The organism is Nocardia sp. NPDC004582 (genome assembly GCF_053602115.1).
Window position 1 is genome coordinate 1 of sequence record NZ_JBSGCY010000143.1, and the last position, 15,801, is coordinate 15,801.

The window sequence follows — 15,801 nt, forward strand, 5'->3', positions numbered from 1 at the left end:
CGCCGACGGCCTCGGCCGCGGCGTCGAACATGGCCTCCCAGGTGGCGGGCTCGTCGTCGACGATGTTGTACGCCTGGCCGGGAGTGCCGCGTTCGAGGGCGGCCACGGTCGCGGCGGCGGCGTCCTCGACGTGCACGAAGCCGGTGTGCCCGGTGGTCGCGCTGGGCAGCGGGAACAGTCGCCGCCGCAGAGCGCGGGCGAAGGCGGCGGACGCGCCGGGCCCGTAGAAGACGCCGTAGCGCAGGGCGATTCCGTCGATGCCGGGCGCGCGCCAGGCGTGGCATTCGGCCTCGTGCAGCGCTCCGATGAGGCCGTCGTTGACATCGCCGGGAATGCGGCCGAACGGGTCCTGCTCGGTCACCGGCCGCGGGCCGTGGTCGCGCATGCCGTAGCCGAAGATCGCCGACTGGGTCAGGTACCGGCGCGCCCCCGCGCGCTGGGCCAGTTCCACCAGGTGCTTGCCGCCGGTCTCGCGTAAGGCGTTGGTGCGCAGCAGGCCCGGCGAGTGATAGTGGGTGGACGGCGCGTGCCGGAAGGCGGTGAGCTGGTGGATGACCGCGTCGGCGGTGAGCCGGTCGGTGGCGCGCAACAGCTCCGAGCGGTCCATCACATTGGCGACCAGCGGTGTGGCCCCCAGCGTCCGCGCCACCTCCGCGCCGCGGCCGTCGCGAGTGATCGCGTACACCTGGTGGCCGCGGGCGCGCAGCGCCGTCACCAATGGCCGTCCGATCGCCCCTGTCGCTCCCGCCACCACGACTTTCATTGCGCTTCATCCCGTCTCGCCCTGCCGATGCCGGGGCCGAGCCTAGTGTTCGGCGCGCGATCGTGCGGCACCGTGGTCGGCCCGCGCCCGGCGCGTCGACCGGGCGTGTCAGCGGAGCCGCACGGGACCGGTTGTCAGGCCGCGCATTTCGCGTTCGCCGGGGCGGGCGGGGCGGTGTTGACACCCGCGCCGACATCGATGAGATAGTCGTGGTCGCCGCCGAGCGGCTCGGTGCCCTGCAGCAGTCGCATGACCGCGCAACCGGATTCGAAGAACACCGGATTGATGCCGTGCTCGCCGGGCACCACGCGCCCGTCGAGATCGCGGCCGCTGACGACGGTGTACATGGACACCCGCTTGCCCGCGAGCGTCAGGGCGGCGCGCATCTCCACCGAACTGGTGTAGGGCACCACGGTATCCGCGGTGCCGTGCACCAGCACCGCCCGCTTGACGTCGATGCGCCCGGGCATGAGCACCGGGGACCGGTCGATGTAGGCCTGCGGGCAGGTCAGCGGAATACAGCCGCCCGCATCGCGTTCGATCTCGGGCCGCAGTTGCTTGCCGGCCAGGTTGGCTTCCAGCCAGGCGGTGAGATCGCCGGCGTGGCCGAAGGTGTCGACCCAGTAGTCGTAGGTGCCGGGCGGGGCGTAGGCGGCGGCCAGGCCGCTGGTGACGCCGCCCTGACTCCAGCCCCACAGCACGGTCGGGCCGAGGCCGGGGTGTTCGCCGCGGTACCACTGGGTGGCGGCGAGGGTGTCGCGCCAGCCCGCCCACACGTTCCACTCCCCCGTACGCCAGGCGCTCGCGTCGGAACGCTGATCCATGGTGACCAGGGCCGCGCCCGTGTTCTTCACGATCGAGGCCAGGTAGTCGGGGAAGTCGCTCGCGCTGCCGTCGTGGCCGTGCACCGCGACGATGAGCGCCCGGGCCCCGCCCTCGGGTTCGTAGACGCGGCCGGTCGCGGTCTCGCCGTCGACGGTCAGGCTGATCGGCCGCATGGACACGCCGTCGTCGGCCGCGCCCGCGATCGCGGGTAGCCCGACCATCGCCGCCGCCACCACGCCCGCGACCGCACCGATTACCCGCAACCCTCGCCGATGAGCACGCACGTCCGGCATCGTCGCACGCGCGGACGGCCCGGCCGGGAACCCACGCCGGGCCGGTCGGCACGCCGGGCGCGATGTGGCGCGATGCGCCCGAATCAGGCTGCCGGCGGCTAGGATTCGACCATGCGTTCGATGGATGCCGCGGAGCGGCGGGCTCGACTCGGGGTGCGGCACCGGCTGGCGGCGGCGGAGCGCGGCGATGCCGTCGAGTCCATCGTGGAGTCGCTGGTCGTCCTGCACGCGACCGACCCGGCCACCGTGTACCTGTCCATCGCGGCGCGCTCGGCGGACCTGGAGACCGGTCACGTGGAGAAAGCGCTCTACGACGACCGGACCCTGCTGCGCATGCTGGCCATGCGGCGCACCATGTTCGTCGCGCCGATCGATCTGGTGCCGGTGCTGCAGGCCGCGGTCGCCGACGCGCTCGCCCACAAACAACGCAAGACCTACGGGCGCTACCTGGAACAGTCCGGGGCGGTGCCGGGCAATGTCACGACCTGGTGGAACCGGGTCGAGGCGAAGACGCACGACGCGTTGCTGGTCCGCGGCGCGGCCACCGGAGCGCAGTTGAGCAAGGAGGTGCCCGAGCTGCGGACCCAGGTGGACACCGCGCCGGGCAAGCCGTATTCCAAGCCCACCAATATCACCACCTGGGTGCTGGTCACCCTCGGCTGCGAGGGCCGGATCGTGCGCGGGCGACCCAATGGGAGCTGGTCCAGCAGCCAATACACCTGGGCGCCGATCGAATCCTGGCTGCCCGAGGGGATCGCGGCCATGCCGGTCGAGCGGGCCCGGGCCGAGCTGGTCCGGAAGTGGTTGCGCGCCTTCGGTCCAGCCCCGGTGAGCGATCTCAAATGGTGGACGGGCTGGACGCTGGGCGAGGTGCGCAAGGTATTGGCGCTGGTGGACACGGCCGAAGTGGATCTGGGCGGCGAGACCGGCCTGGTGCTGGCCGACGATCTGGAGCCCACGCCCGCGCCCGAACCGTGGGCGGCGTTGCTGCCCGCGCTGGATCCCACACCGATGGGCTGGCAATCGCGCGACTGGTATCTGGGACCGCATCAGCCGGCGCTGTTCGACCGCAACGGCAATATCGGGCCGTCGGTGTGGTGGGACGGCCGCATCGTCGGCGGCTGGGCGCAGCGACCGGACGGCGACATCGCCTGGCGGCTGCTCGAGGATGTCGGCGCCGACGCCGAACGCGCCATCGCCGCCGAGGCGGACCGGATGCGCGGCTGGTACGGCGAGGTCCGCCCGATCCCCCGCTTCCGCACACCGCTCGAGCGCGAACTGTCCGCCTGAGGCCGCGGCGGCCGTCCGCGGCGCGCCCGATGATCATGGGCGCGCCGAAGAAGGTTGCTGTGCGCGAGTATTCGGAGAATTTCTGCGGGCTCCGCGACGGCGGACTGTTACTGTCGACGGTGTTGTTCGCACGATCCGGGCCCGGCTGAACCCTTGGTTCGCTCCGCGACTGCACCATTGGTTCGCTCCGCGAACGCGGAGAAGCCCACAGGTTCGGCCATTTCTTCGGAGTGTGTCATGGCGTTCTCGAATCGGCTGGTCTCCCCGGCTGCCCCGCGCACCGATCCGGCCGCCGTCGCGCCCGCCGGATCCCCGGACACACGGTCCGCGTCCCCTGATACCCGGTCCACGGCCCCGGACACACGGTCCGCGCCGCATCTCACCGGGCTGCCGGGAGGGCGCGACGACCTGTGGGGCGACGCCTTCCGCGATGCCGCGCTGGGCATGTGCGCGGTGTTGTCCACGACCGGCGGCCGCATCGATCCGGCGGCGCGGATGCGGGTGGCGCAGCTGATCGGGGCGCACGAGGTGCTCGGCCGCCGGCCCGCCGAGGATCTGCGAAACCGGTTCGAGGACAACTGCGCCCGGCTCATCATGGATCCGGCGTTCGGCCACGCCTACGTGATGGCCCAGATCGCCAAGGCCACCGAGTACCCCGACCAAGCCGCCGCCGTGCTGCGCATCGGAGTGACGGTGGGGCGAACCGAGGGCGAACTCGGAGCACACGCGGCGACGGTGCTGCGCGAGGCATGCCAGGTGCTGCGTCTGGACCCTCGCGCCGTCGACTTGTAAAGCCCCCCTGGCTTTTGCTGGACATTGCCCGGAGCGGTCCCGCATTCTTGGGACGTTTGCTGCCCAGCGAGGGGATCCACTCTGCATGGCGATCCAAGGGTTTCTCAATATCCTGCTCGACACCGTCCACCCGAATCGGGGCTGGCGGTACTGCGCGTGGTGCGAAGGCACCGGGGCCGCAGGCTATTCCGAGGCGGGTTCGGCCATCCTGTGCACCGGTTGCGGTGGCATCGGCTGGCTCGTCGACCCGCCCGCACCGCGGACCTGAACCGGTCCGGGCAACGGTTGCCGCGCTACATGTCCAGTCCGAGGTCGAGCACCCGCACCGAGTGGGTGAGCGCGCCCACGGCCAGGTAGTCGACCCCGGTGCGCGCGTAGTCGGCGGCCATGTCCAGCGAAAGCCCGCCGGAGGACTCGAGTTTGGTGCGCGGCGACCGGGTGTTGCGGCGCTGCACCGCCGCCTGGGTGGCCCACAGCGGGAAGTTGTCCAGCAGCACCAGTTCCACGTCCTCGGCCAGCACGGCGTCGAGCTGTTCGAGGCTGTCCACCTCGACCTCGCACTCGATGTCCGGGTTCAGCTCGCGCACGGCGCGCAGCGCGGCGAGCACCGAGCCGGCGGCCACCACGTGGTTGTCCTTGATCAGCGCGGCGTCGCCGAGACCCATGCGGTGGTTCACGCCGCCGCCGACCCGCACCGCGTACTTCTGCAGCGCGCGCAGGCCCGGAAGGGTCTTGCGGCTGTCGCGAATCCGGCATTCGGTGCCCTCGACGGCGTCCACCCACTGGGCGGTCGCGGTGGCGATGCCGGACAGGTGGCAGACCAGGTTCAGCAGCGTGCGTTCCGCGGTGAGCAGGCCGCGCGTCGGCGCCACCACACTCAGCACGGTATCGCCCGGCCGCACCCGGGTCCCGTCCGGCACCCGACCGGTCACCTCGTAGTTGCCCGCGCCCAGCACCTCGTCGAGCACCAGCAGCCCGACATCGAGCCCGGCGACGGTCCCCGGCTGCCGGGAAGCCATGCCCGCCTTGGCCACCGCGTCCGCGGGAACCGTGGCCAGGGTGGTGATGTCGGGCCCGTACCGCAGATCCTCATCGAGGGCGGTGCGGATGAGCGCGACCACCTCGTCGCGGTCGAGTCCGGCGTCGAGAGCCATTACTGCACTCCTAGATCGATGAGTTGTCCTCCGCGCCGGGCCCTATCGCCCGGCGCGGCAGTGGTGTTCGCGGGAGCGACGCTCGCCGCCGTCAGGCGCGACGCTCCGCGGTGGTTCACGACGCGGCCGGGACGGCGACCTCGTCCCACGAGGGGGTCGGCGCGCCGTCGGTGACCAGCTTGGGCCGCCCGTCCGAGCCGAGCCGCACGGTGGTGCTGCGCCGCAACTCCTCCCGCGGCTCCGGATGGTCGGAACGGGTGTGGCAGCCGCGGCTCTCGGTGCGCGCCGCGGCCGCGACGAGCAGCGCCCGGGCGGTCAGGGTGAGCGCGGAATCCTCGAGTTCACGGATGACGGCGGCCGCCGCATCGGCGTGCTCGGCGAACTCGTCGCCCTCGGCGTCGGTCGCGGAGCGGTTCAGCGCCCATTCGACGGTGATCTCGGGGGCGTCGTTGTCGGTGACCAGGCCGACCAGGCGCAGGATGGCGGCGCGCAGGCCGTCGCCGTCGCGGACCACGGCGGCGTGCTCGGTCATCAGCTCCTGCAAGAGCTTCCGGTCCGCGCGCGGGAAACGCAGCGGTCCGACCTCGGTGATCGGTTTCGCCCTGCCCTCACGTTCCCCGGCCGCCGTGCCCGCGCGTTCGCCGATCACCAGGCCCTCCAGCAAGCTGTTGGAGGCCAGGCGATTCGCGCCGTGCAGACCCGTGCGGGCCACCTCGCCCGCGGCGTAGAGGCCCGGGACGGTGGTGCGGCCGGAGGGGTCGGTGAGGACGCCGCCGCACTGGTAGTGGGCGGCGGGGGCGACCGGGATCAGGTCGGTGGTGGGGTCGATGCCCGCGGCCAGGCAGGAGGCCGTGATGTTCGGGAAGCGCTGCGCGAAGCCGTCGATCGCGCGGGCGTCGAGGTAGACGTGGTCGGTTCCGAGCTCCTGCATGCGGGCCGCGATGGCGCGCGACACCACGTCGCGCGGGGCCAGGTCGCCGCGCGGGTGCACGCCCGCGGTCACCGAATCGCCTTCGGAGTCCACGAGAATCGCGCCCTCGCCGCGCACCGCCTCGCTGATCAGCGGACGGCGGCCCAGGCCGCCCGGCGTGAACAGCACGGTCGGATGGAACTGCAGGAACTCGAGATCCGACACCAGCGCCCCGGCCCGGAGCGCGAGGGCGATCCCGTCGGCGGTGGCGCCGGCCGGATTGGTGCTGCACGCGTAGAGCTGACCGAGGCCGCCGGTGGCGAGCAGCACGGCCGGGGCGTGCACGATGCCGAATCCCCGCTCCGACGCCGCGAGGACGCCGCGCACGCCGTCCGGTCCGGTCACGATGTCGAGGACGGCGGCTCCGAAGATCACCGGCAGTCCGGCCGCGTTCAGCGCGCGCTGCACCTCCGCGCCGGTGGCGTCACCGCCCGCGTGGATGATGCGGCGGGTGCTGTGCCCGCCCTCGCGGGTGCGTGACACCTCGCCGTCGCAGCCCAGGTCGAAGACCGCGCCCAGGTCGGTCAGCGCGTCGACGGCCTGCTGACCGCCCTCGACGATGGACCGCACCGCCTCGACGTCACACAGTCCGGCCCCGGCGACCACGGTGTCGTGCACATGGGATTCCACCGAATCCCCGTCCGGCGCGACCACCGCGATCCCGCCCTGCGCGTACTGGGTCGAGGTGTCGGTGGGTCCGCCCTTGCTCAGGGTCAGCACCCGCAACCCGTGCCGGGAGGCGGTGCGCGCGGCGGTCAGACCCGCCACGCCACCGCCCACCACGACCAGGTCGGCCTCGGCTTCCCAGGTGACCGAAATCGATGTATTCACCATTGCTCATCCCTCCCCTGACGGGGTGGGCGTGGCTACTCGCCGCCGCCCGGGTTGCCGATCTCGATCATGCGCTGCACCGAATTACGGGCCAGGGCAGCGGTTTCGGCGTCGACATGGACCTCGTCGCGGTTCTCCACCAGGCAGCGGAGCAGGGCGGCGGGGGTGATCATCTTCATGTACTGGCAGGACGCGCGGTCGTTGACCGGCTGGAAGTCGATGCCGGGGGCGGCCTTGCGCAGCTGGTGCAGCATGCCGACCTCGGTGGCGACCAGGACCTGGTTCGACTTCGCGGCCTTGGCGGCGTCGATCATGCCGCCGGTGGACAGGATGTGCACGCGGTCGGCCGGGAACTCGCCCGCGCCGGCCAGGTAGAGAGCCGACGTGGCGCAACCGCATTCGGGGTGCACGAACAGCTCGGCGTCGGGGTGGGTGCGCGCCTGCTCGTTGAGCTCGTCGCCGTTGATGCCGGCGTGCACGTGGCACTCACCCATCCAGATGTGCATGTTCTCGCGGCCGGTCACGCGCTTGACGTGCGCGCCCAGGAACTGGTCCGGCAGGAACAGCACCTCGCGGTCCGGGTCGATGGAGGCGACCACGTCGACGGCGTTGGAGGAGGTGCAGCAGATGTCGGTCAGGGCCTTCACCGCGGCGGTGGTGTTGACGTAGGAGACCACCAGCGCGTCCGGGTACTCGGCCTTCCAGGCGCGCAGTTCGTCGGCGGTGATGGAGTCGGCCAGCGAGCAGCCCGCCCGCTGGTCCGGGATGAGGACCGTCTTCTCGGGGCTGAGGATCTTCGCGGTCTCGGCCATGAAGTGCACACCGCAGAAGACGATGGTGTCCTCCGGCGCCTCCGCGGCGATCCGGGACAGGGCCAGGGAGTCGCCCACATGGTCGGCGATGTCCTGGATCTCCGGCAGCTGATAGTTGTGCGCCAGGATGGTGGCGTTGCGCTCGCGCGCCAGCCGCTTGATCTCCGCCGCCCATTCGGGGGTGGCGTCCACACCGGTGTAACCCGACGGCCCGTCGGCGATGCGCTCGGTCAGCGTGCCCACTGCTGCAGCCATGGCATGGCTCCTTCTCTCATGCGCCCGGCAACTTCGCCGATTCGCATCCACACGGTTTTCGACTTAGAATCGAAAACGTGGCCCATCGTAGCACCATCCACGAAACGCTCACCGCCGTGTTCCAGGTTCGTCGCTTCCCCGAAATCATCAGTGCAGGTGAGAGCGCTATGAACCGGCGCAGCGCGGTGTCGGATCGGTGCCCGCCCGGCCAGCGCACCGAATTGGCGGTCCTGCTGTGGGAGCGCGCCCTCGACCCCGCCAAGGACACCTGGTCACTACCCGGCGGCCGCCTGCGCGACGGCGAGGACCTCGACGCCTCGGCCGCGCGCCAGCTCGCCGAGAAGGTCGATGTGCGCGAGCTGACCCACCTGGAACAGGTGTGGGTGTTCAGCGATCCCGACCGCGTTCCCGGCGACCGCCGCATCGCCTCGGCGTATCTGGGCCTGGTGCCGCTGACCACCGAACCGGTGCTGCCGCCCGACACCCGCTGGCATCCGGTCTCGGACCTGCCGACCATGTCCTTCGACCACGGCACGGTCGTGCGCCACGCGCGAAACCGCCTGGCCGCCAAGCTCTCCTACACCAATATCGCCTTCGCGCTGGCGCCCGCCACCTTCACCATGTCCACGCTGCGCGAAATCTATTGCGCGGCACTGGGTTACGACGTGGACACCACCAACCTGCAACGCGTGCTGACCCGCCGCAAGGTGATCACGCCCACCGGCGAGACCGCCTCCCCCGGCCGCACCGGCGGTCGCCCGGCCGCGGTCTACCGCTTCACCGACTCCGAGATCCGGGTGACCGACGAGTTCGCGGCCTTCCGCCCGCCCGCCTGAGGCCCCATGTCACCTTCGGCTTCGTCACCGACTACAACCGACCCACCGACCCCCTACGCTGCACCCATGCGTGCCGCCGATGTCCTGGCCCTGCACCACGCCTGCTCTCGATCCGGGCTCACCGTCTGGATCGACGGCGGCTGGTGCGTCGACGCCCTCCTGGGCGAACAGACCCGCCCGCACGGCGACCTCGATATCGCCGTCCACCGCCGCGACGCCGAGCGAGTCCACGAAATCCTCACGGACCTGGGATATCTCGGCTCCCCCGGCCCGGACGACACCCCGTGGAACTACGTCATGACGAAAGGCCCGGACACCTCGGTCGACGTGCACGTCTTCGAACACGACGCCGGCGGCGCGGTCACCTACGGCATCGCCTACCCCGCCGAATCCCTCACCGGCACCGGCACTATCGACGGCGAACAGGTCGACTGCATCGCCGCCGAGTGGATGTTCACCTTCAAAACCGCCTACCCGCCGGCCCCCAAGGACCTCGACGACGTCCGTGCCCTGGCCGCGCGATTCGGCTTCCCACTGCCCGACACCCACCGATGAGCGCACCGGCGCTCGCCCCGAAAAGCAGGGGCCCGGAAAACGATATGAAACGCTAGCAATTCACAAATACTGTCGGCCATGCGATCAAGAAGAACAGGCCGTTCCGCGGCGGTGGGTGCCGCGTTACTGGCAGCCGCCCTGCAAACGACCGCGCCGGCGAGCACGGCGTCAACCATCACTCTCTCGATGAGTGGCCCCGACGTCCTCTCCTGCCAGGCCACCTCGCAGCCGTGCAACCTGCACGTCTATACCTACGACACCACCGACACGGTCACCATCAAGGTCAACGGGACCCAGATCTTCGCCGGCCTGCCCGGGGCAGCCAACACCCCGGCGGCCGGGCAACTCGACACCACCTGGACCCCGAACGCGGTCGGCCTCGAGACGATCACCGTCCAGCAGACGACGCAGACGACTTCGTTCGAAGTCCACATCATCGACAACAACGGGCCGGAAGCGTTCCTGAAGCGCTTCCTCTGCAACACCGGCAGCCGCGGCTACGGCTGCCCGATCGTGGGAGCCGGATAACATGAACCTGCGCAAAGCCGTACTCACGGCCGGATTGCTGACCGCGGCGATCCCGCTGTCGACCTGGACCGCCGACGCCGCACTGCCGGTGAACCAGATCTCCCTGTGGAACCTGAGCCCCGACGGGATGGGCTGCGTACTGACCACCGAGGAGTGTTCGGTAACCGTGATCGGCCTGACGGACGTCACCACCCCGGTGACCATCTCCGTCGGGAACACCGTGCTCGGCACGCCCCCGATACACACCTACACGATTTCCGACGGCGGCGTCATGTACACGCCCGGGGAAACCCAGTCACTGTCCTGGTTTCCGCTGCAGGCGGGCACCTACACGTTGACCGCCACGCAGGGCACCGCCAAGTTCACCAAGACCGTGACCATCCAGGACTACAACTCGCTGCCGGGTCTCGTGAAGCGGATCACCGGAATGTCCAGCGCCAGTTAGTGATCGGTGGAACGGTCGCGATGCTTGGCGGTTCGCCGGTAGCGGCGGCCGCTCGGAATCGGCTGGGACGCATTGGATCTGCGTAGCTCGTGGCGGTGACGCCACGCGGTGAGGTCCGGACGCTCGGCCGGTGCGGCGGCATCGGCCGGTGCGGGCTTACCCGGCGGCGCGGTCTTCATGGGGTCCCCCCAGGTGGTGCTGATCCGTGGACTCGAACACGGTAGGGGGTACGACACGCGAGGGGCCAGCGAATATTGCCGGGATGCGGTCAGCGGGGCGCGTCGGGCTCGGGGGCTTCGAACGGGACCACCGGGCCGCGAGGCGCATACGGTTGCGGCGCACCGGAATTGCCGGGATAGGGGCCGTAGAGGATGGCGGAGCCGTACTGGGGCGGGGCGACGACCGCCGGGTCGGGGCGGGCGCCGCCGAAGGGCAGGTATTCGCCGGTGCCCAGATCGTCGGAGGTGCTCAGCGCCGCCAGCAGCAGGATCACCACCGCCGCGGCCAGGGGCTGCGCGATGAGGGCGGCCCAACCCTCCACGGCGGGAGCGAATTCCACGATGGTGTGGACCGGCGGGTGGCTCGGGCGGACGTGGCGTTGCTCGGCCACCGCCTCACCGACCAGCTTGGTCAGGAACGCGCCGACGGCGGAACCGAGGATGATGCCGGTCAGCAGGACCGGGCCCCGCACCCGCCGCCAGCGCCAGGCCGCGACCGTGCCGAGCACGCCGAGCACGATGCCGATGAGCACGTAGATCGCGAGCGCGTCGAAACGGTGCAGGCTCTCACCGGTCAGCGCGGTGCCGCGGTCGGGTTCGACCACCAGCAGTTGTTCCGCGGGAGCCAGATACGCCCAGGCCACCCCGGCCAGGGCGCTCACCGCGGCGAGCGCGGTGAACACCACCGCCGCCGCGCGTACTTCCCGCATCAGTACGTCGACGCGTAGTCCGCCCGGCTCGGCGGTGAATGTGGCTGCCACTAGCGGTGTTCCAGGCTCGTGGAGTCGAGAACCCCGTGGCGGGAGCATTTGGCCCACCAGCCGTCGGGGCTGACCTGCACGATCATGCGGCGACCGCATTGTTCACAGAAGCGCGGCGGCTCCAGGCCCAGGGCCGCCGCGGGGGGTACCGGATCGTCCAGCCCCGGCACGACTCGCTTGCCCGTGAAAGGGTTGTAGCGCTCCTCGATGTCCACGACCACCTCGATGGATCCTTCGCGTATCGAACTCGGCGGGTAGATCAGGTCCAGGGGAATGACAACCCCCGCACCCCTACCGTACGAGACGGGTTCGGGGCATAGGCCCCGAACCCCCTTTTTCTCTCAGTGGATTTCGCTCAGAGTGTTTCGTTGAGCGCCTTGATCGGCATCTTGAGTTCGCCGAGCAGATCGATGTCGGACTCGGCCGGGCGACCCAGGGTGGTCAGGTAGTTGCCGACGATGACGGCGTTGATGCCGCCCAGGATGCCCTGCTTGGCGCCCAGGTCGCCGAGGGTGATCTCGCGACCGCCGGCGAAACGCAGGATGGTGCGCGGCATGGCCAGGCGGAAGGCGGCGACGGCGCGCAGCGCGTCGGCGGCCGGGAGCACCTCGAGGTCGCCGAAGGGGGTGCCCGGGCGCGGGTTGAGGAAGTTCAGCGGCACCTCGTCGGGCTCCAGCGAGGCCAGGTCGGCCGCGAATTCCGCACGCTGCTCCAGGGATTCGCCCATGCCGAGGATGCCGCCGCAGCAGACCTCCATGCCGGCCTCGCGCACCATGCGCAGGGTCTCCCAGCGCTCGTCGTAGGTGTGGGTGGTGACCACGTTCGGGAAGTGCGAGCGCGCGGTCTCCAGGTTGTGGTTGTAGCGGTGCACGCCCATGGCGGCGAGCTGGTCCACCTGCTCCTGGTTGAGCATGCCCAGCGAGCAGGCGACCTGGATGTCGACCTCGTTGCGGATGGCCTCCACGCCGGCGGCGACCTGCGCCATGAGGCGCTCGTCCGGGCCGCGCACGGCGGCCACGATGCAGAATTCGGTGGCGCCGGTCTTGGCGGTCTGCTTGGCGGCCTCGACGAGGGAGGGGATGTCGAGCCAGGCGGCGCGCACGGGCGACTGGAAAAGGCCGGACTGCGAACAGAAGTGGCAGTCCTCGGGGCAGCCGCCGGTCTTGAGCGAGATGATGCCCTCGACCTCGACCTCGGGGCCGCACCACTTCATGCGAACGTCGTGCGCCAGGCCGAGCAGCTCCTCGAGCCGCTCGTCGCCGAGCCGCAGGACGGCGAGGGTCTGCTCCTGGGTCAGGCCGACGCCGCGCTCGAGCACCTGCTCGCGAGCGATGGCGAGAATGTCATCGCCTGCGTTGGTACCGGCTTCGGTGGTGACGGCTACCTGGGTCATGTCCGCGGGAATCCCTTCGTCCGGCCGCGTGGCCGAGCAACTTGAACGGTGTTCAGGGTAGGCTAGCAGCCCGGAACGTGAGCCGGAACACGAGAGGGTCGGATTCTTCAGTGCAACTCCATCGCACGGATGTGGTCGACGGGGCCATCGCCATCCTCGACCAGTACGGACTGGCGGATCTCACCATGCGCCGCCTGGCCACCTCGCTGCACGTCCAGCCCGGGGCGCTGTACTGGCACTTCCCCAACAAGCAGGCGTTGCTCGGCGCGGTCGCCGACCGCATCCTCGCGCCCATGGAGGAGCCGGTCCGGGCCGACGAATGGTCCAAGCAGATGACCGAACTCGCGCACCGGCTGCGCGAGAGCCTGCTCGCCTACCGCGACGGCGCCGAACTGGTCTCGGCCACCTACGCGTCGCGACTCACCACCAGCAAGGGCCGGGAACGGCTGGCCAGCGCCGCGATTCGCGCGGGCATGACGCGCGAGGAGGCCGAACTGGCCGCCTACACGCTGCTGTACTACGTGCTCGGGCAGACGGTGGACGAGCAGTCGCGCATCCAGATGGATTCCGCGGGCGCGCTCACCGAGGAGAACTCGCCGCTCTACGACATGCCCGACGCCACCGCGCGATTCGACTTCGGATTGCAGCTGTTCGTGAGCGGTGTGCGGCATCTGCTCGGTTCGCGAATCCGCTGATCCGCGCGAAGGACCGCGAATCGAGTTCCGGCGCGGGCTGATCGGGGTCGGACCGCGGGATGGACCGACCAGTCGGAACCGACGAAGGTTCCGGACGGTAGGGTTCCCCTCGTCGATAGGCGGGTGCGGGAATCCGGTGAGAATCCGGAGCGGTCGCGCCACTGTGAGCACCGGAACCCGGTGCGAGTCAGACCTCCCCCGCCGCGCAACACTCTGGAGAGGCCGCGTCATGCCCGAGGAGCTACCGCGATGAGCCGCGCGCGGACCTCGCTCGCCCTGCCCGTCATGGGGGCGCTGCTGGTCGTGGCCATGATCGTCGCGACGGGATTCGGCGCGGAGAACATCCCGGTGCGCGGCGTGCTCGCGGTCCTGCGCGACCGGCTGACCGGCACCGCGCACACCGATCTGGGGCTCGACACCATCGTGTGGCAATTGCGGGTGCCGCGCACCGTTCTCGCCGCCATCGTCGGCGCGGGCCTGGCGGTCGCCGGGGCGGCCATGCAGACCCTGGTCCGCAATCCCCTCGCCGACCCCTACCTGCTGGGCGTCTCCTCCGGCGCGGGCGTCGGCGCGGCGGCGGTCATCACCTCCGGGGTGTTCGCCGGAGCCGGACTCTGGGCGCTCTCGGCGGGCGCGCTCGCCGGGGCCTTCGCCGCCGCGGCCGCGGTCTTTCTCATCGCCCTGGCCCAGGGCGGCCTCACGCCGCTGCGGCTCGTGCTCACCGGCACGGTGCTGGGCTCGGCCTTCGCCGCCTTCAGCAGCTATCTGATCTTCCGCAGCAGCGACCCGTCCGCCGCCCAGTCGGTGCTGTTCTGGCTGCTGGGCAGCCTCTCCGGCGCGGACTGGACCCGAATCCTGTTGCCCGGCTGCGTGGTCGCGGCCTGCCTCACGGCGTTGCTGCTCGCCGCCAACTGGCTCGACGCGTTGAACCTCGGCCCGGATACGGCCGCCTCCATCGGAGTCCCGGTGCGCGAGTTGCGCATCGCGCTGTTCGTCCTGCTGGCGGTCCTGGTCGGCGTGCTCGTCGCCGTCTCCGGCGGCATCGGCTTCGTCGGCCTGGTGGTCCCCCACGCCGCCCGCCTGCTGGTCGGCCCCCGCCACCGCGCCCTGCTCCCCGCGAGCGCCCTGTGCGGAGCCACCTTCCTGGTCATCGCCGACGCCGCCACCCGAGTCCTGGTCCGCCCCACCGAAATCCCGGTCGGCGTCCTCACCGGTCTGATCGGCGCCCCCGCCTTCCTGCTCCTGATGGGGCGCCGCAGCTACCGATTCGGTGCGGCATGAGGCCCGGCCACCCGCACGACGCCGCTCCGGCGACCTCCGAGGCCATCGCCGCAGCGGACCACCGCGACGCGCTCACGACGAGCGAGCCGCGCAGCCGCGACCTCCCGGCCCCGAATGGCCCGGCGCCACGACCGCGCCGGCGTGGGTGGCGAAACAGCGCGATGCGGCGACACCACCCGGCCGCGGAAAGCCCCGGCGCGCTCCAGGTGGCAGCGCTGGCCTGCGGGGCGGGACGCCGCACGGTTGTCACGGACGTCGACTTCACGGTGTCACCGGGCGAAACGGTGGGAATCGTCGGACCGAACGGTGCGGGAAAGACCACGCTGTTGCGAACGCTGGCGGGTTTGATCACACCCGTCGCGGGCGAGGTCACGGTGGATGGCCGTCCGGTGCACCAGGTTTCGGCGCGGGAGCGGGCGCGGCTGGTGGGTCTGGTCGGGCAGGACGAAGCGCCGCCGGCCGATCTGCTGGTGGGTGAGCTGGTGGCGTTGGGGCGCACGCCGTATCTGCCGCCGTGGGGTGCGGGCGGGCCGGATGAGCGCGCCGCGGTGGAACACGCGTTGCGCCAGGTGGATCTGGCCGGGTTCGCGGGGCGGGCGGTGGGGCGGCTGTCGGGCGGGGAACGGCAGCGGGTGCTGCTCGCGCGAGCGCTGGCGCAGGACACGCCGGTGCTGCTGCTGGACGAGCCGACCAATCATCTCGACATCACCCATCAGCTCGAATTGCTGGCGCTGACGCGGGAATTGGCGCGGACCGTGGTGATGAGCCTGCACGATCTCACCCTCGCGGACCGGTTCTGCGATCGGGTGCTGGTGCTGGACGCGGGCCGGGCGCGCCCCCTGGAACCTCCCGGCGTGGCGCTGCGACCCGAAGTACTCGACGAGGTGTTCGGCGTGCTGGCGCGCCGGGTGCCCGATCCGGACTCGGGCGGCACACATCTCGTGATCACCGGACGAAAGGCGAACTCGTGAACAAGATCCCGGCACGCACCATCCGGGCCGAGGCGGCGCCGGGGCCGCCCGGGGGAAGAGGAGTGGGTATGCCCAGCTATGAAATCGACGGAGTCATACCGGTTGTCGCCGCCGACGCGTTCGTCCACCCGTC

General features: G+C 70.9%; 19 protein-coding genes and 1 riboswitch. Of the genes, 10 read left to right on the forward strand and 9 right to left on the reverse strand.

All coding sequences use genetic code 11. The features are described 5' to 3' along the window. Both ACWELJ_RS28300 and ACWELJ_RS28305 read right to left on the reverse strand, forming a co-directional pair. Positions 1–763 (reverse strand): NAD-dependent epimerase/dehydratase family protein (locus ACWELJ_RS28300; protein ID WP_452369170.1); only part of this gene is annotated, 763 nt, incomplete at its 3' end. 134 nt (positions 764–897) lie between these two features. After that, the gene (locus ACWELJ_RS28305) at positions 898–1,872 is read right to left on the reverse strand and encodes an alpha/beta hydrolase family protein (protein ID WP_452369171.1); all 975 of its coding nucleotides are present in this window, start codon (positions 1,870–1,872) and stop codon (positions 898–900) included. Between the two features lie 120 nt (positions 1,873–1,992). Between ACWELJ_RS28305 and ACWELJ_RS28310 the strand changes: the two genes are divergently transcribed. From ACWELJ_RS28310 to ACWELJ_RS28320, 3 genes are all read left to right on the forward strand, one after another. Beyond that, positions 1,993–3,171, forward strand: coding sequence for a winged helix DNA-binding domain-containing protein (locus ACWELJ_RS28310; RefSeq protein ID WP_452369172.1), 1,179 nt, complete (start codon positions 1,993–1,995; stop codon positions 3,169–3,171). A gap of 237 nt (positions 3,172–3,408) precedes the next feature. Continuing rightward, on the forward strand, positions 3,409–3,963 hold the full coding sequence (locus ACWELJ_RS28315) for a TerB family tellurite resistance protein (protein WP_452369173.1): 555 nt from the start codon (positions 3,409–3,411) through the stop codon (positions 3,961–3,963). Positions 3,964–4,048: 85 nt separating this feature from the next. Next, positions 4,049–4,231, forward strand: coding sequence for a hypothetical protein (locus ACWELJ_RS28320; protein WP_452369174.1), 183 nt, complete (start codon positions 4,049–4,051; stop codon positions 4,229–4,231). A gap of 25 nt (positions 4,232–4,256) precedes the next feature. Here the strand turns inward: ACWELJ_RS28320 and nadC are convergent, their stop codons facing one another. The 3 genes from nadC to nadA all read right to left on the reverse strand — a co-directional run bounded on the left by nadC (position 4,257) and on the right by nadA (position 7,985). Next, on the reverse strand, positions 4,257–5,117 hold the full coding sequence (gene nadC, locus ACWELJ_RS28325; protein ID WP_452369175.1) for a carboxylating nicotinate-nucleotide diphosphorylase: 861 nt from the start codon (positions 5,115–5,117) through the stop codon (positions 4,257–4,259). 115 nt (positions 5,118–5,232) lie between these two features. Further along, complete coding sequence (locus ACWELJ_RS28330; RefSeq protein WP_452369176.1) at positions 5,233–6,921, reverse strand: L-aspartate oxidase; 1,689 nt, start codon at positions 6,919–6,921, stop codon at positions 5,233–5,235. A gap of 32 nt (positions 6,922–6,953) precedes the next feature. Continuing rightward, positions 6,954–7,985, reverse strand: coding sequence for a quinolinate synthase NadA (gene nadA, locus ACWELJ_RS28335; RefSeq protein WP_452369177.1), 1,032 nt, complete (start codon positions 7,983–7,985; stop codon positions 6,954–6,956). Positions 7,986–8,152: 167 nt separating this feature from the next. Here nadA and ACWELJ_RS28340 point away from each other — a divergent pair, with 167 nt between their 5' ends. The 4 genes from ACWELJ_RS28340 to ACWELJ_RS28355 all read left to right on the forward strand — a co-directional run bounded on the left by ACWELJ_RS28340 (position 8,153) and on the right by ACWELJ_RS28355 (position 10,349). Beyond that, positions 8,153–8,821, forward strand: coding sequence for an NUDIX hydrolase (locus ACWELJ_RS28340; protein WP_452369186.1), 669 nt, complete (start codon positions 8,153–8,155; stop codon positions 8,819–8,821). 66 nt (positions 8,822–8,887) lie between these two features. After that, positions 8,888–9,376: a nucleotidyltransferase domain-containing protein gene (locus ACWELJ_RS28345; RefSeq protein WP_452369178.1), complete on the forward strand. Its 489-nt coding sequence runs from the start codon at positions 8,888–8,890 to the stop codon at positions 9,374–9,376. A 186-nt stretch (positions 9,377–9,562) separates the two neighbouring features. Continuing rightward, positions 9,563–9,904, forward strand: a complete 342-nt coding sequence (locus ACWELJ_RS28350; RefSeq protein WP_452369179.1) for a hypothetical protein — start codon at positions 9,563–9,565, stop codon at positions 9,902–9,904. Between the two features lies 1 nt (position 9,905). After that, positions 9,906–10,349, forward strand: coding sequence for a hypothetical protein (locus ACWELJ_RS28355; RefSeq protein WP_452369180.1), 444 nt, complete (start codon positions 9,906–9,908; stop codon positions 10,347–10,349). Here the strand turns inward: ACWELJ_RS28355 and ACWELJ_RS28360 are convergent. From ACWELJ_RS28360 to bioB, 4 genes are all read right to left on the reverse strand, one after another. Next, positions 10,346–10,528 (reverse strand): hypothetical protein, encoded by a 183-nt coding sequence (locus ACWELJ_RS28360; RefSeq protein WP_452369181.1) that lies wholly within the window; start codon positions 10,526–10,528, stop codon positions 10,346–10,348. The two genes, ACWELJ_RS28355 and ACWELJ_RS28360, sit on opposite strands and share 4 nt — an antisense overlap. An 89-nt stretch (positions 10,529–10,617) precedes the next feature. Beyond that, positions 10,618–11,328 carry a DUF2567 domain-containing protein gene (locus tag ACWELJ_RS28365; RefSeq protein WP_452369182.1) on the reverse strand — a complete coding sequence of 237 codons (711 nt, stop codon included), beginning with the start codon at positions 11,326–11,328 and terminating at the stop codon, positions 10,618–10,620. After that, a complete protein-coding gene (gene bsaP, locus ACWELJ_RS28370) occupies positions 11,328–11,543 on the reverse strand; it encodes a biotin synthase auxiliary protein BsaP (protein WP_213561023.1) in 216 nt (71 codons plus the stop codon). The genes ACWELJ_RS28365 and bsaP overlap by 1 nt, the downstream gene beginning before the upstream one ends. 140 nt (positions 11,544–11,683) lie before the next feature. Further along, a complete protein-coding gene (gene bioB / locus ACWELJ_RS28375; RefSeq protein WP_357095183.1) occupies positions 11,684–12,721 on the reverse strand; it encodes a biotin synthase BioB in 1,038 nt (345 codons plus the stop codon). Between the two features lie 110 nt (positions 12,722–12,831). On the opposite strand from bioB, the gene ACWELJ_RS28380 reads away from it, so the two are divergent. The 3 genes from ACWELJ_RS28380 to ACWELJ_RS28390 all read left to right on the forward strand — a co-directional run bounded on the left by ACWELJ_RS28380 (position 12,832) and on the right by ACWELJ_RS28390 (position 15,668). Beyond that, positions 12,832–13,416 carry a TetR/AcrR family transcriptional regulator C-terminal domain-containing protein gene (locus ACWELJ_RS28380; RefSeq protein WP_452369183.1) on the forward strand — a complete coding sequence of 195 codons (585 nt, stop codon included), beginning with the start codon at positions 12,832–12,834 and terminating at the stop codon, positions 13,414–13,416. Positions 13,417–13,499: 83 nt separating this feature from the next. Next, a riboswitch (cobalamin riboswitch) is annotated at positions 13,500–13,631 on the forward strand. 34 nt (positions 13,632–13,665) lie between these two features. Next, positions 13,666–14,697 carry a FecCD family ABC transporter permease gene (locus ACWELJ_RS28385; protein WP_452369184.1) on the forward strand — a complete coding sequence of 344 codons (1,032 nt, stop codon included), beginning with the start codon at positions 13,666–13,668 and terminating at the stop codon, positions 14,695–14,697. A gap of 161 nt (positions 14,698–14,858) precedes the next feature. After that, complete coding sequence (locus ACWELJ_RS28390) at positions 14,859–15,668, forward strand: ABC transporter ATP-binding protein (protein WP_452369185.1); 810 nt, start codon at positions 14,859–14,861, stop codon at positions 15,666–15,668. Positions 15,669–15,801 lie beyond the last annotated feature (133 nt).

Excerpts from the sequence above, each read along its gene's own strand:
- ACWELJ_RS28310 (WP_452369172.1), top strand. The coding sequence starts at position 1,993 with ATGCGTTCGATGGATGCCGCGGAGCGGCGGGCTCGACTCGGGGTGCGG.
- ACWELJ_RS28315 (WP_452369173.1), top strand. The coding sequence starts at position 3,409 with ATGGCGTTCTCGAATCGGCTGGTCTCCCCGGCTGCCCCGCGCACCGAT.
- ACWELJ_RS28320 (WP_452369174.1), top strand. The coding sequence starts at position 4,049 with ATGGCGATCCAAGGGTTTCTCAATATCCTGCTCGACACCGTCCACCCG.
- nadC (WP_452369175.1), bottom strand. The coding sequence starts at position 5,117 with ATGGCTCTCGACGCCGGACTCGACCGCGACGAGGTGGTCGCGCTCATC.
- ACWELJ_RS28330 (WP_452369176.1), bottom strand. The coding sequence starts at position 6,921 with ATGGTGAATACATCGATTTCGGTCACCTGGGAAGCCGAGGCCGACCTG.
- nadA (WP_452369177.1), bottom strand. The coding sequence starts at position 7,985 with ATGGCTGCAGCAGTGGGCACGCTGACCGAGCGCATCGCCGACGGGCCG.
- ACWELJ_RS28340 (WP_452369186.1), top strand. The coding sequence starts at position 8,153 with ATGAACCGGCGCAGCGCGGTGTCGGATCGGTGCCCGCCCGGCCAGCGC.
- ACWELJ_RS28345 (WP_452369178.1), top strand. The coding sequence starts at position 8,888 with ATGCGTGCCGCCGATGTCCTGGCCCTGCACCACGCCTGCTCTCGATCC.
- ACWELJ_RS28350 (WP_452369179.1), top strand. The coding sequence starts at position 9,563 with ATGAGTGGCCCCGACGTCCTCTCCTGCCAGGCCACCTCGCAGCCGTGC.
- ACWELJ_RS28355 (WP_452369180.1), top strand. The coding sequence starts at position 9,906 with ATGAACCTGCGCAAAGCCGTACTCACGGCCGGATTGCTGACCGCGGCG.
- ACWELJ_RS28360 (WP_452369181.1), bottom strand. The coding sequence starts at position 10,528 with ATGAAGACCGCGCCGCCGGGTAAGCCCGCACCGGCCGATGCCGCCGCA.
- bioB (WP_357095183.1), bottom strand. The coding sequence starts at position 12,721 with ATGACCCAGGTAGCCGTCACCACCGAAGCCGGTACCAACGCAGGCGAT.
- ACWELJ_RS28385 (WP_452369184.1), top strand. The coding sequence starts at position 13,666 with ATGAGCCGCGCGCGGACCTCGCTCGCCCTGCCCGTCATGGGGGCGCTG.
- ACWELJ_RS28390 (WP_452369185.1), top strand. The coding sequence starts at position 14,859 with ATGCGGCGACACCACCCGGCCGCGGAAAGCCCCGGCGCGCTCCAGGTG.